Below are 13,106 nucleotides of genomic sequence, written 5' to 3'. Positions count from 1 at the left end.
ATCGGTCATCGGCCGAGCCTGCGGACGGGCTCGCCGTCGAGGTAGGCGCGGATGTCCTCGACCGCGTCCCCGTAGTACGCCGCGTAGTTGGCCTGCGACACGTAACCCAGGTGCGGTGTCGCCAGGAGGCGCGGTGCGCTGCGCATCGGGTGGTCCGCCGGGAGCGGCTCGACGTCGAACACATCGACGCCCGCGCCCGCGATGGCCCCTCGGCGCAGTACGTCGAGCAGAGCCTCCTGGTCGACGATCGCCGCCCGGGAGGTGTTGACCAGGAAGCTGCCGGGCCGCATCAGTCCGAGCTCCCTCGCTCCCAGCAGGCCACGCGTACGCTCGCTCAGCACCAGGTGCACGGAGACGAAGTCGCTGGTCTCCAGCAGTTCTTCCTTGGAGGCGGCGAGGCCCACCCCGGCCTCGTCGGCCCGCTCCGGGGTGAGGTTCCGGCTCCAGGCCACCACGTCCATGCCGAAGGCGCGGCCGACCGCGGCGACCCGGCCGCCGATCTTCCCCAGCCCGAGGATGCCGAGCCTGCGCCCGTGCAGATCGGTCCCGACGGTGGACTGCCAGGGTCCGCCCTCGCGGAGGGAGTTGGCCTCGGTGACGAGGCCCCGCGCCAGTCCGAGCAGGAGTGCCCAGGTGAGCTCGACGGGCGGGGTCGCCGTGCTGGCGGTGCCGCAGACGGTGACCCCGTGGCGTTCGGCGGCTGCGTAGTCGATGGAGGTGTTGCGCATGCCGGAGGCGACGATCAGGCGGAGCCGGGGCAGCCGCTCGATCAGCGTCGCGGGGAACGGCACGCGCTCCCGGAGGGTGACGACGATGTCGAACCCGGCCAGCCGGGCGGCCAGTTCGTCCTCCGTGGCGCAGTGCTCGGCGAAGCTGACCACGTCGATGTCGTCGGCGACGGGTGACCAGTCGGCGGCGGTGGCTGCCACGGACTGGTAGTCGTCGAGCACGGCACAGCGGAGCTTCATGGTGGCTTCCCCTTCGGCGGTACGGGTACTGGCCCTGCGGCAGCACCGGGGAATCTACCGGCCGCGTCCCGGGCTCACGCGTCCAGCCAGGCCTCCCTGTTCCGCGCGACGTCGTAGACCCTCTCCACCTGGGTGGGGGTGAACACGCCCGTCAGCGGGGCGAGGACGGACACCTGGCGTTCCCGGCAGACGCGGACGCCGGCCGGTGTGGAGGCCACTTCCAGCGCCGTGACGCCGGTGAACACCAGCACGGTCTGTACGGGCACGTCGAAGGCGCAGTAAGCCTCCAGCGCGGCCCGGGCCCGCCGGGCGCCCGGTTGGCCGTCGAGCTCGTACGGCTGCGGGGCGCCGTCGTCGGTCCGCAGGGTTCCGTCGCCGATCCGCACCGATGCCCCGGGGCGGTGATCGGTGCTCACGGCGAACACGCCGCCGGGCCCGATGAGCAGGTGCCCGATCTCCGTGCCGTCCGGCAGCGGCACGGAGTGCAGGACTCTCCAGCCGTGCCGGGTCAGCCGCTTGAGCTCGGCCCCGACCCGCCGCTCCCCCGCGAGGGCACCACGCCGCGGGTCCGCGTCCTTGTGCCGCCGCAGTGCCCCGGTGGCGGCCCGTACGAGCGCGCCGGTCCCGGATTCGCCGAGCTGCTCGCGGAGTCCGGCGCCCGGCCGACGCGATGCGAGGTCGGTCGCGGGGGTCAGCGCGGGGAGGACGGCCGGCCTCCGGCGCGGCTCCGGCCCCGGCTCCGGACCGGCCACCGGATCCGGCACGGGCGTCACCTCCGGCGCAGGTACCACTTCCGGCGCGAGCACCACCTCCGGCGCAGGCGCCGCCTCCACCGCAGGCGACGGCCCCCGCACGGGCGGCGCCTCCTGCGCGGCCCCCCGCTTCCGCATCCCCCGCATGGGCGGGATCCGCGGGACCGGAGGCGGCGCGGGCGGGGTCTGCGGCCCGGCCGGTGCCTCCTCGCCGACGAGGGCCGGCAGGTCCGGGACCTGGCGCGCGAGCGCGTCGGCCACGGCGTCGCGATAGCGCGGGTGAAGGACGGTGATCGTGCCGCTGCCCCGGTCCGCCCATCCGATCGCGGTGCCGTCCGGCAGGTTCACATAGAGCCGGTCGTGCCCGAAGAGCTGCCATGACGTGACCTTGAGATCCTGCATCGTGCCCCCTCTGTTCACCCCGCCGACGTCCTTGCTCCCCCAGCCTGTACGGCTGGTCGGCCCCCGCACAGGGCGCAGAGCGGGCGCGCGGAGTCGGGAGCACGGCGTTCCGGAGCAGTCCGGGCCCTGTGTGCCCCGGACTGCTCCGGCGCCCCGGTCAGGCCAGGGGGAGACCCGGCGCCGGATAGGCCTCCATCATGGTCCTCACTTCGTCCCTGACCTTGGAAACGGTCGTTTCATCACCTGTACGAGCGGCATCGACCACAAGATCGATCCACTGCGCGACCACTCCCATCTCGGAGGCGGGGATGGACCGGGACGTCAGGGCGGGGGTGCCGATACGGATGCCGGACGGGTCGAAGGGCTTACGGGGGTCGTACGGAACGGTGTTGTAGTTGACGACGATCCCGGCCCGGTCGAGCGCCTTGGCCGCGATCTTCCCGGAGACGCCCTTGCCCGTGAGGTCGGCCAGCAGCAGATGGTTGTCCGTACCCCCGGAGACGAGGTCGAAGCCGCGTGCCGCGAGTTCCTCGCCCAGCGCACGGGCGTTGGCGACGACCTGGTGGGCGTAGGCCGCGAAGTCCGCCCCGGCCGCCTCCTTCAGCGCGACGGCGATGGCGGCGGTCGTCTGGTTGTGCGGGCCGCCCTGGAGGCCGGGGAAGACGGCGCGGTCGACGGCCTTGGCGTGCTCGGCCCGGGTCAGCAGCATCGCCCCGCGCGGCCCCCGGAGGGTCTTGTGGGTGGTCGTCGACACCACGTCGGCGTACGGGGCGGGCGACGGGTGCGCGCCTCCGGCGATCAGTCCGGCGATATGGGCGACGTCGGCCACCAGCACCGCACCGACCTCGCGGGCGATCTCCGCGAAGCCGGCGAAGTCGATCACCCGGGGCACGGCGGTGCCGCCGCAGAAGATGAGTTTGGGCCGTTCGGCACGCGCCAGGTCCCGTACCTCGTCCAGGTCGATGCGCCCGGTGTCGCGCCGCACGCCGTAGCGCACGCCCCGGAACCACGTACCGGTGGCCGAGACGCCCCAGCCGTGGGTGAGGTGACCGCCCATCGGCAGCGACATCCCGAGGACGGTGTCGCCGGGCTCCAGGAACGCCAGGTAGACGGCGAGGTTGGCCGGGGAGCCGGAGTAGGGCTGGACGTTGGCGTGGTCCATCCCGAACAGCGCCTTGGCCCGCTCGACGGCGAGGGTCTCCACCTGGTCGATGACCTGCTGGCCCTCGTAGTACCGCTTGCCGGGGTAGCCCTCGGAGTACTTGTTCTGCAGGACGGTGCCGGAGGCCTCCAGCACGGCCGCCGATACGTAGTTCTCGCTGGGGATCAGGCGCAGGGTGTCCGCCTGGAGCCGCTCCTCGGCGTCCACCAGGGCGGCGAGTTCCGGATCGGCCGCCGTCAGGGCGGGGCGTGCGGGAGCGGGACGGCGTGCATCGGACGGTTGTACGGCCACGGGTTCCTCCCGGGTCGGTCGCACGGGGCGACGTGGACCCGGACTGCCCAGGCGGACGGCCTCCGGCGATGACTTCCCGGGACGTGCCCGGGGTGTGCCGCTCCCTCGTGGTCGATTCCACGGAGCACCCTTCCGGGTACGCGCCAGTCGCGGCACTCCGCACCTTACTGCGGGGCGGTGCGTTCCGACAGCGTGCGCGCCGGTCGCGGCATCCCGCACCATACCGGCGCCAACATCCGCAAGAACGCGTGAACGGGCATGAAACTGGGCAGCTTCCCGGGGACCTGACGGGGTTCGGCGGTGGGGGGCCGTGATGGAGTCACGTGATCAGTCGGGCATGTCCGAGCCAAGACCCGGGGCCGGGCCGGAGCCGGGACCGGAGCAGACGTGGGGGGCCGGCCGGCCTCCACCGCCTCCCGCCCGGCCTCCGGCAGCCGGCCCGCCGCCCCCGGGGGCGGCGCTGCGGGCCGTCGCCGCCGGACTGCTCAGCCTCTCCGGCCTGGGACTCGGCCACGTCCTGCTGCGCCGCTGGGGCCGGGCGGCGGTGAGCTGGGCCGCGACGGGCGTCCTCCTGCTCGTCGCGCTGCCCGCGGACCCGGGCGGGGTGCCCGCCGCCCTCGTCGCCGCCTATCTCGTGCTGCTCGTCCTCGCGGGAGCCGACGCGGCCCGCATCGCCCTGCGCGCGGACTTCGGCCGGTGGCCCCGGCCCGTCCTGGCAGCGGTGCTCGGGCTGCTCCTGCTGGCCGTCCCGCTCACCGGAACGGTGGCCTACGGCTCCGCGCAGGACGAGGCCGTGGAGCAGGAGCTGCTCGACCGTCTGGAGGAGGGCGACGATCTGGTCGCGAAGGCGGCGGAGAGCTCGTTCGTCCTCTCCGGGCCCGACTACCGCTACGCGCTCACGCTCTACCGGGAACTGGGCGAGGACCACCCCGGATCGCGCGCCGCCGCCCTCGTACCCGGGCGCCTGAAGAGCTATTACGAGGCCGTCGCCACGCCGTACCGCGCGAAGAAGCACTGCGAGGCGGTCGAGCCGCTGACCTATCTGCGCACACTCCCCGGCACGGTGGACCGGAAGCTGCTCGGCGATCTCGCCGGCTGGCCCGACACCCCGCTCGCGGAGTCGTTGTACGGCTGCGGCGTCTCCCGTCTGGCCGGTACGGGGCCTGATTCCGGCAGCAAGGAGCTGGGCACACTGCTGCGCACGTTCCCCGAGTCCTCGCAGGCCGGACAGGTGGGCCCGGCCGTCAGCCGGACGATACGACAGCAGCTCTCCGGCTTGAAGGGCGCCGAGCCCTGCGACGTGACCGATCAGCTGCGGCGGACGAGCACCATGGTCGCGGAGCTCCCCGAGACCTCCGTGCCCTCCCTGGGACGGCAGGCCGACGCGGGCGTACGGGACGGGGTGTACGCCTGCGGCGTGGACGAGTTCAAGGACAAGCGGTTCGCCGAGGCCCGGCAGACCCTGACGGACTTCGCGGACACCTACGAGGAGGACGGGCGCGGGCCGCACGCCCGGGACATCGCCACGGCGGCCGAGATAGCCGAGGTCCGGCCCTCGGCCGGCAGAAGACTGCCCGGGAGCGGCAAGCCAGGTGGCGTCCGCATGGAACTCGTCATCAGCAACGGCGCCCCCAACGACGTCGAGGTGCTCTACACGGGCCCGGTCACCGGCACGGTGAAGCTGAAGGCCTGCGGCAGCTGCGAGCGGTTCAGCAGCGAGGCCACCGGCGCCGCGGGCGCCTGCAGGGCGAGCGGCACCTCGTACCCGAAGACGCGGCTGCGGCTCCCGGCGGGCGACTACCACTTCCTGTACAAGCACGGCTCGGGGGCGACGGCGGCCGCCGACAGTTACGCCTCCGGATCCAGCGTCACGCCGGGCTACTCGTATACGAGTTGCACCTACGTGATCGAGAGGGACCCGTACGGACTGGACCTGCCCACGCTGCCGGAGCCGCTGAAGCCGGCGTCCGCGCACTGAGGACAGCGAGCCTCGGCCGGCGCGGTGACGCGTCAGGCCGAGGTGCGCTTCCGCGTGCCGGGGGACGTCTTCTTCGCCGCGGACTTCTTCGCCGCGGACTTCTTGGCGGTCGGCTTCTCTGCGGTCTTCTCGGGAGCCGTCTTCTTCGCGGCCGTCTTCTTCCCCGCCGTCTTCTTCGGTGCCGTCTTCTTCGACGGGGCCCGTTTCGAGGACGCCCCGCTCTTCTTCGCGCCGCCGCTCCGGCCGGAGCCGATGTGGTGGACGTCCGCGACCTCGCCGCCGTCCTCCCCGTGGGACTCCTTCGCCGCCCGCACGCTGCTCTCCAGCGCCGCCATCAGGTCGATCACCTTGCCCTCGGGCTTCTCGGCCTCCTCCTCCGCGACGGGTTCACCGGCCGCCTTCGCCGCGACCAGCTCCTCGACCGCCTCGCGGTAGTCGTCGTGGAGGGTGTCCATGTCGGCGTCACCGAGGGTGTTCATCAGCGCGTCCGCCAGGTCCAGCTCGGCGTCGCGGACCTTGACACCGGAGTCCGGCGCGACGCCCTCCGGCGCGCGGATCTCGTCCGGCCACAGGAGGCCGTGCATCGCGATCACGTCGTCGACCACCCGCAGCATGCCGAGCCGTTCCCGCCCGCGCAGCGCGTACTTCGCGACGGCGACCTTGCCGCTGCGCCTGAGGGCCTCGCGCAGCAGGGCGTACGGCTTGGCGGCGGGGACACCGTTGGCCGAGAGGTAGTAGGCCGAGTCCAGCTGGAGGGGGTCGATGGCCGAGGACGGCACGAACCCCTCGATCTCGATCGTCTTGGCCGTGGGGAGCGGAAGTGAGGCCAGGTCCTCGTCGGTCACGGGGATCACCGTGCCGTCGGCGTCCTCGTACGCCTTGACGGTCTCGGAGGCCGGCACCTCCTCCTCGTCCAGCTCGCAGACCTTGCGGTAGCGGATCCGGCCGCCGTCCTCGACGTGGATCTGCCGGAAGGAGATCGCGTGGTTCTCCGTGGCGTTCATGAGCTTGACCGGGATGCTGACCAGACCGAACGAGATGGAGCCGTTCCAGATGGACCTCACCGTTCACCCCTTACGCCCGCCACGACCACATTCGTGCGATTTCATGTGATTCTTATCGTATGACGCCGATCACGGAGGTGGAGGGGCGGCGCCTGGCGCTCAGCAATCTCGACAAGGTGCTGTACCCGGCCACCGGTACGACCAAGGGCGAGGTGCTGCACTACTACGCGGCCACGGCGGCGGACGCGATGCTGCCGCACCTGCGCGACCGTCCGCTGTCCTTCCTCCGGTATCCGGACGGGCCGGAGGGGCTGCGCTTCTTCACCAAGAATCCGCCGCCCGGTACGCCCGACTGGGTGCGCACGGCCCCGGTCCCCCGCAGCGACGACCCCGGTGCCCGGCAGGTGCTCGCCCAGGACCTTCCGTCGCTGATGTGGGCGGCGAACCTGGTGGTGGAGTTCCACACCCACCAGTGGCGGCAGGACGCCCCGGCCGTGGCCGACCGGATGGTGTTCGATCTGGATCCCGGGCCGCCCGCAGGGGTCGTCGAGTGCTGCACGGTCGCCCTCTGGCTGCGGGAGCGGCTGGCGGAGGACGGGCTGTCCTCGTACGGGAAGACCTCCGGTTCCAAGGGGCTGCATCTGCTCGTCCCCCTGGGGCCCACCCCCTCCGAGGAGGTGACGGCGTACGCGAAGAGACTGGCGGTCGAGGCGCAGAAGGCGCTGCCCGACCTGGCCGTGCACCGGATGACGCGCGCGCTGCGCCCGGGGAAGGTGTTCGTGGATTTCAGCCAGAACGCCGCCGCGAAGACCACCGCGGCGCCGTACACCCTGCGGGCGAAGGGCAGCCCGACCGTCTCCGCACCCGTCACCTGGGACGAGATCGAGGCCTGCGGGGCGCCGGACGATCTCCTCTTCCTCGCCGGCGACATGGCCGAGCGGCTGGAGAGGCACGGGGATCTGCTCGCTCCGCTGACCGATCCCGGGCAGGCCCGGCCCCTGCCGGAGGACTGAGAGGAGCGGAGGGTACAGGGCGCGCACAGCGGTCCCACAGCCCCGGGCCGGGCACGGCCAGGAAAGGCCGCAAGTGGAGGGTGGATTGTCCTGGGCGTGGTGCACACTCGGCGCAGACGCTGCTTCGCGGGCACGGCTCCGCCGCGTCCGGGGCACAGAGGGAAGACACGGGGAGGGTGTGGCGTGTTCACGGGGATCGACGAGGTCGACTGGGCCTCGATGGAGCATGCCTACGGCCCGGCCGACGATGTGCCGGCGCTCCTGTACGGACTCGCCTCCGCCGATCCGGCGGAGCGGGAGAACGCGCTCGACGGCATGTACGGCGCGGTGCACCACCAGGGCGATGTGTACGCCTGCACGCTCGCGTGCATCCCGTTCCTCTTCGAGCTGGCCGTGGACCCGGGGATACGGGACCGCGGCGGCATCGTCGAGCTGCTCACCAGCATCGGCGGCATCGATCTGGACGAGGACGACGAGAACGAGCTGGACGAGGACGAGATCGAGGGCGTGGCGAACTACGCGATGGCCGCAGCCGCCGTGTCCGCCGGGTCCGCGGTGTTCTTCGAGCTGGTGGCCGACGAGGACCCGGGCGTGCGGCTCGCCGCGCCGCTCGCCCTGGCCACCCTGCACGGCCGGCCGGGCAGGGTGCTCGCGCTGCTGCGGGAGCGGCTGCCGGTGGAGGCGGACGACGAGGTGCGGCTCGCGCTCGTCGAGGCCGCGGGCCGGATCGCCCTGCGCCACCGGCCGCTGGCGGGGCGGGCGGCCGCCTGGCTGAGCGGCCTCGCTGCCGAGGCGTACCCGCCCGGGCTGCGGCTCGCGGCCCTCGCCCAGCTGGCCAGGTGCGCTCCGGACGCGCTGCCCGGTGATGTCGTACGGGTGGTGTCGGGTCTGCTGCGCGAGCTGCGCTCCCGGCCGCCGCGGCCGGAGCCGCCGGCCGGGAAGGCGCCTGCCGGTGAAGACGCCGGGGCGGACCTGGCCACCTCACCGACGCTGGTGGGCCAGCTGCGGGAGCTGTCGGCCGAGGAGTCCGCCGGACGCAGTACCCCGTGGGCCGCCGACCTGCTGCGGACGCTCCACGTCGGCCTGGACGACCGGGTCGAGGACCGCACGGCGCTGCTGGCCGACCAGCTGTGCAGCCCGGACCCGTGGCAGCGCATCGACGCCGTACGGATGAGCGGTGGGCTGATCCGTGCCTGGCGCGGTTCGTACGAGGGTCTGGTGCGGCTCGTCGGCGTCCAGCTCACCGATCCGGAGCCGCGGCTCGCCGAGGCCGCCTCGCACGTGCTGGAGGAGCTGTTCGGGCTGGCGGCGCCGGCGGCCGACGCGCTGGCCGCGCGGGTGGCGGCGGATCCGGGGGCGTGGGTCAAGGAGTGGGCGAGCGGGCCGCCGGGTCTGGGCTCGGCGGTGAAGGCGCTGGCCCGGCTGGGCGACGCCCGGGTGCTGCCCGCGCTGGCGACCGCCCTGGAGCGGCCGGAGGTGCCCCACGACGTGGGGTTCGCGGTCCGGTGCCTCGGTGACGCGGCGGCCCCCCTCGCGGGGACGCTGCGGCGAAGGCTCGGCGAGGTCGGCCTGGACGAGGGGGCGTACGACCGGGCGAGCCCGCTGCTCGCCGGGCTGACGGCCCTGCGCGCGGGTGAGGCCGCTCCGGAGGTGCTGCGGGCGCTGCGGGGGGCGCCCGAGTACCGGGGCGAGTGGCTGCGTACGGCGGCTCTGCGGGCGCTGAGGTCGTTCGGGCCGGCGGCCCACTGTGCCGTTCCGGAGCTGCGGCGGCTGATCGGGCGGCCCGGTACCGCGGCGGCGACGGAGGCGGCGGAGGCCCTGTGGGCGGTCACGGGCGACGCGGATACGGTCCTGCCGGTGCTGGCCGAGGGGCTGCGGGCGGAGCAGGTGCACGACTGCCGGGTGGCGGCGAGCGCGCTGGGCGGGCTGGGGAGGCGGGCCGAGGCGGTGGCGCCGAGGCTGCGGGGCCTGCTGGCGCACGAGGAGCTGTGGCTCCGGGTCGACGCCGCGATCGCCCTCTGGGAGGTCTCGGGGCGCACGGGTGAGTCTGTGCCGGTGCTCCTCTCGGCGTGGGAGAAGAACCGTCACGTCAGAGTCCGGGTCGCGGAATGCCTGGCGCGGATGGGCCCGGTTGGTGCAGGGTCGGACGCGGCACAGGTGCTGCGTGCCGAGCTCCTCTCCGTACGCCGTCACAACGCGATGGACGGCGGATACGGCAGTCACGACACTTATGAGGACGAGAGGCTGCTGGCGCTCTGCCGGCGGGCACTCCTGGGAGAAACGGGGAAAGGGACCACATCATGATCATTTTCGGTACCAAGGGCTATCTCTACCAGCTGGCAGTCCTGACGATGGTGTGCGGCTGGTGCGGCAATCCCGCGGCGCACACCCTGCGCAAGCGGGTCACCAAGTTCACGCTGTTCTTCGTGCCGCTGTTCCCGTTCTCGACGAAGTACGCGACGCAGTGCACCTTCTGCGGCGGCGAGCGGCAGATACCGAAGGAGCAGGCCGACCAGTTGCTGGCGCAGGCCCAGGGTGGCCAGGACGGCAATCCGTACGGCGCCGCGCAGCAGCAGCCCGGCTACGCGCCTCCCGGCGGCCAGAACCCGTACCAGCGCTGAAGTGCGCCGGGAGCAGCCGAGGAGTGCCACGAAGCTGACATAAGGGAAATAACACCCGCCTCTTGCTACGTTGCGGGGCATGACCGCAACGACGGCGGAGGCACGCCCGCCCGAGCTACGCCTGCCCAAGCGGCGCGGGGTCGAGCTCTCGCTCCTGATCGGGGCCGTGCTCATCTCCGTCTACGGCTACGCCGCCGTCGGCCTCGCCCGGAACGACGCCGTGCCCCCCGATGTCGCCGGGTACGGCGCCGGTCTCGGCCTCCTCGCCCTGCTCGCCCATCTCGCGGTCCGCTTCCGCGCCCCGTTCGCCGATCCGCTGCTGCTGCCCATCGCCGTGCTGCTCAACGGACTGGGCCTGGTGCTGATCTACCGGCTGGACCTGGAGACCCCGAGCGACCGGGCGGCGACGACGCAGCTGATCTGGTCCACGCTCGGGGTCGCGTTCTTCATCGCGGTGGTGGTGTTCCTCCGCGACCACCGGGTGCTCCAGCGGTACGCCTATCTCTCGGTCGCCACCGCCCTCGTCCTGATGATCGTGCCGATCTTCTTCCCGGCGGTGAACGGGGCGAAGATCTGGATCAGGATCGGCGGATTCTCCTTCCAGCCGGGCGAGTTCGCCAAGATCCTGCTCGCCGTCTTCTTCGCCGCGTACCTCGCGGCGAACCGCAACGCGCTCGCCTACACCGGCCGCAGGATCTGGAAGCTCCAGTTCCCCACCGGCCGGGTGCTGGGCCCGATCGTCGCGATCTGGCTGCTCAGCGTCGGCGTCCTCGTCCTCGAACGCGACCTGGGCACCTCGCTGCTCTTCTTCGGCCTCTTCGTGATCCTGCTCTACGTGGCCACCGGCAGGACCGGGTGGATCGCGGTCGGGCTGCTCCTCGCGGCAGCCGGCGCCTTCGCCGTCGGCTCGTTCGAACCCCATGTGCACAGCAGGGTGGAGGACTGGCTGGACCCGTACGCCACGATCAACGCGGGCCGGGGACCCAGCCAGCTCGCGCAGTCCCTCTTCGCGTTCGCGGCGGGCGGCATGCTCGGCACCGGTCTCGGGCTCGGCCACTCCATCCTCATCGGCTTCGCCGCCAAGTCCGACTTCATCCTGGCCACCGCGGGCGAGGAGCTCGGCCTGGCCGGGCTCACCGCGATCTTCCTGCTGTACGCCCTGCTCGTCGCCCGCGGCTTCCGTGCGGGCCTCGCCCTGCGGGACCCCTTCGGGCGGCTCCTGTCGGTCGGCCTCGCCTCGATCCTGGCGCTCCAGGTCTTCGTGATCGCGGGCGGGGTGATGGGGCTGATCCCGCTGACCGGGATGGCGATGCCGTTCCTGGCCCAGGGCGGATCCTCCGTGGTCACCAACTGGATCATCGTGGCGCTGCTCATCCGGGTCAGCGACGTGGCCCGCACCCCCGCCCCCGATACGGAGACCGCGCCGGCCGTGGAGGGCCCGTGATCCGCCACATCCGGCACGCCGCCGGCTTCTGCCTGCTCCTGCTCCTCGCCCTGCTGGCCAACGCCGCCCGTGTCCAGCTCTTCGAGGCCGACGAACTCACCACCAACCCCGCCAACCGCCGCACCACCATCGACCGTTACGACCAGCCGCGCGGCAACATCCTGGTCGGCGACGAACCCGTCACCGGGTCGAAGGACACCGGCGAGCAGCTCGCGTACGAGCGCACCTACCGTCACGGTCCGCTGTACGCGCCGGTGACGGGCTACGCCTCGCAGACGTACGGCACCACGCTGCTGGAGAACGCCGAGGAGGACGTTCTCTCCGGCACCGACCCGATCCTCGCCCCGCTCCCGCTGTGGGGGGACATCACCCGCAGCCGGCAGCCCGGCGGCGACGTCGTCACCACCATCAAGGACTCGATGCAACGCGCGGCGTACGAGGGCCTGGACGGCCGGCGCGGCGCGGTCGCCGCCCTCGACCCCGCCACCGGCCGGATCCTGGCGCTGGTCTCCTCCCCCTCGTACGACCCCGAGGTCCTCTCCGGCACCGGCTCCGCCGTCACGGACGCCTGGGCGCGGCTCAACCGTGCGCAGAGCCGGCCGATGCTCAACCGGGCCATCCGGCAGACCTATCCGCCCGGTTCGGCCTTCAAGATCGTGACGGCGGCGGCGGCGCTGGACGCGGAGGTGGTCACCGATCCGGACGCGGAGACCGACACCCCGTCCCCGTACGTCCTGCCCGGGACCTCGACCGTGCTGCCCAACGAGGCGCGCGGCTGCGAGAAGGCGTCCCTGGCGGAGGCGATCCGGGTCTCCTGCAACACGGTGATGGCTCATCTCGGCGTCGAGGTGGGGCTGGACGGGATGCTGGAGGCGGTGGACAGGTTCGGCTTCAACGACGACGACCTGAAGATCCCCTCCCGGGTGGCCCGCAGCAATTTCGACTCGGACATGAGCGACGACCAGCTGGCCCAGTCGTCGATCGGCCAGTTCGACACGACGGCGACCCCGCTCCAGATGGCCATGGTGGCCTCGGCGGTCGCGAACGGCGGCGACCTCAGGCGCCCCCACCTGGTGGACCGGGTGACCACGGACGACGGCGACACGGTCCGGCAGCAGGGCTCGGACTCGTACCACCAGGCGATGAGCCCGACGACGGCCCAGCAGCTCCAGCGGTTGATGGTCGACGTCGTGGAGGACGGCACCGGCACGAACGCGGCGATCGACGGGGTGACGGTCGGCGGCAAGACGGGCACGGCGCAGCACGGGGTCGACAACTCGGGTACGCCGTACGCCTGGTTCATCGCCTGGGCGCAGGCACCGGACTCCGGCCGCCCGGCGGTCGCCGTGGCCGTGGTGGTGGAGGACGCGGCGGCCGACCGGGCCGACGTCAGCGGTGGTGGCAACGCGGCTCCGATCGCCCGGGCGGTGATGGAGGCGGCGCTGGAGGAGTGAGGGCGGGGCCCGGGGGC

The 13,106-nt window shown here is 72.8% G+C and carries 10 protein-coding genes and 1 riboswitch; of the genes, 6 read left to right on the top strand and 4 right to left on the bottom strand.

All coding sequences use genetic code 11. From position 1 onward, the window contains the following. Positions 1-5 precede the first annotated feature (5 nt). The 3 genes from OG379_RS26255 to glyA form a co-directional block, all read right to left on the bottom strand. The gene (locus tag OG379_RS26255; protein WP_405665484.1) at positions 6-968 is read right to left on the bottom strand and encodes a D-2-hydroxyacid dehydrogenase family protein; all 963 of its coding nucleotides are present in this window, start codon (positions 966-968) and stop codon (positions 6-8) included. A gap of 74 nt (positions 969-1,042) precedes the next feature. After that, positions 1,043-2,122 (bottom strand): NERD domain-containing protein, encoded by a 1,080-nt coding sequence (locus OG379_RS26250; RefSeq protein ID WP_405665483.1) that lies wholly within the window; start codon positions 2,120-2,122, stop codon positions 1,043-1,045. 157 nt (positions 2,123-2,279) lie between these two features. Further along, a complete protein-coding gene (gene glyA, locus OG379_RS26245) occupies positions 2,280-3,575 on the bottom strand; it encodes a serine hydroxymethyltransferase (RefSeq protein ID WP_393763576.1) in 1,296 nt (431 codons plus the stop codon). A 38-nt stretch (positions 3,576-3,613) separates the two neighbouring features. Next, positions 3,614-3,736, bottom strand: a riboswitch (ZMP/ZTP riboswitch). Between the two features lie 176 nt (positions 3,737-3,912). On the opposite strand from glyA, the gene OG379_RS26240 reads away from it, so the two are divergent. Continuing rightward, entirely contained in the window at positions 3,913-5,553 is a 1,641-nt protein-coding gene (locus OG379_RS26240) for a hypothetical protein (RefSeq protein ID WP_405665481.1), read from the top strand. A 32-nt stretch (positions 5,554-5,585) separates the two neighbouring features. Here OG379_RS26240 and OG379_RS26235 read toward each other — a convergent pair whose 3' ends face one another. After that, positions 5,586-6,617, bottom strand: coding sequence for a Ku protein (locus OG379_RS26235; protein WP_405665480.1), 1,032 nt, complete (start codon positions 6,615-6,617; stop codon positions 5,586-5,588). Positions 6,618-6,676: 59 nt separating this feature from the next. On the opposite strand from OG379_RS26235, the gene ligD reads away from it, so the two are divergent. From ligD to OG379_RS26210, 5 genes are all read left to right on the top strand, one after another. Then, a complete protein-coding gene (ligD, locus tag OG379_RS26230; RefSeq protein WP_405665479.1) occupies positions 6,677-7,570 on the top strand; it encodes a non-homologous end-joining DNA ligase in 894 nt (297 codons plus the stop codon). Between the two features lie 183 nt (positions 7,571-7,753). Continuing rightward, positions 7,754-9,874, top strand: a complete 2,121-nt coding sequence (locus OG379_RS26225; protein ID WP_405665478.1) for a PBS lyase — start codon at positions 7,754-7,756, stop codon at positions 9,872-9,874. Further along, positions 9,871-10,191 carry a zinc-ribbon domain-containing protein gene (locus OG379_RS26220; protein ID WP_356711659.1) on the top strand — a complete coding sequence of 107 codons (321 nt, stop codon included), beginning with the start codon at positions 9,871-9,873 and terminating at the stop codon, positions 10,189-10,191. The genes OG379_RS26225 and OG379_RS26220 overlap by 4 nt, the downstream gene beginning before the upstream one ends. A 79-nt stretch (positions 10,192-10,270) precedes the next feature. Continuing rightward, a complete protein-coding gene (locus OG379_RS26215; RefSeq protein WP_393763564.1) occupies positions 10,271-11,635 on the top strand; it encodes an FtsW/RodA/SpoVE family cell cycle protein in 1,365 nt (454 codons plus the stop codon). Further along, positions 11,632-13,089, top strand: coding sequence for a peptidoglycan D,D-transpeptidase FtsI family protein (locus OG379_RS26210; RefSeq protein WP_405665477.1), 1,458 nt, complete (start codon positions 11,632-11,634; stop codon positions 13,087-13,089). The genes OG379_RS26215 and OG379_RS26210 overlap by 4 nt, the downstream gene beginning before the upstream one ends. Positions 13,090-13,106: the final 17 nt, after the last annotated feature.

The sequence above is a fragment of the Streptomyces sp. NBC_01166 genome (genome assembly GCF_045039765.1).
GTDB lineage: Bacteria > Actinomycetota > Actinomycetes > Streptomycetales > Streptomycetaceae > Streptomyces.
Note: the sequence above shows the minus strand (reverse complement) of the source record. Positions and strands in the feature narration are given on the sequence as shown.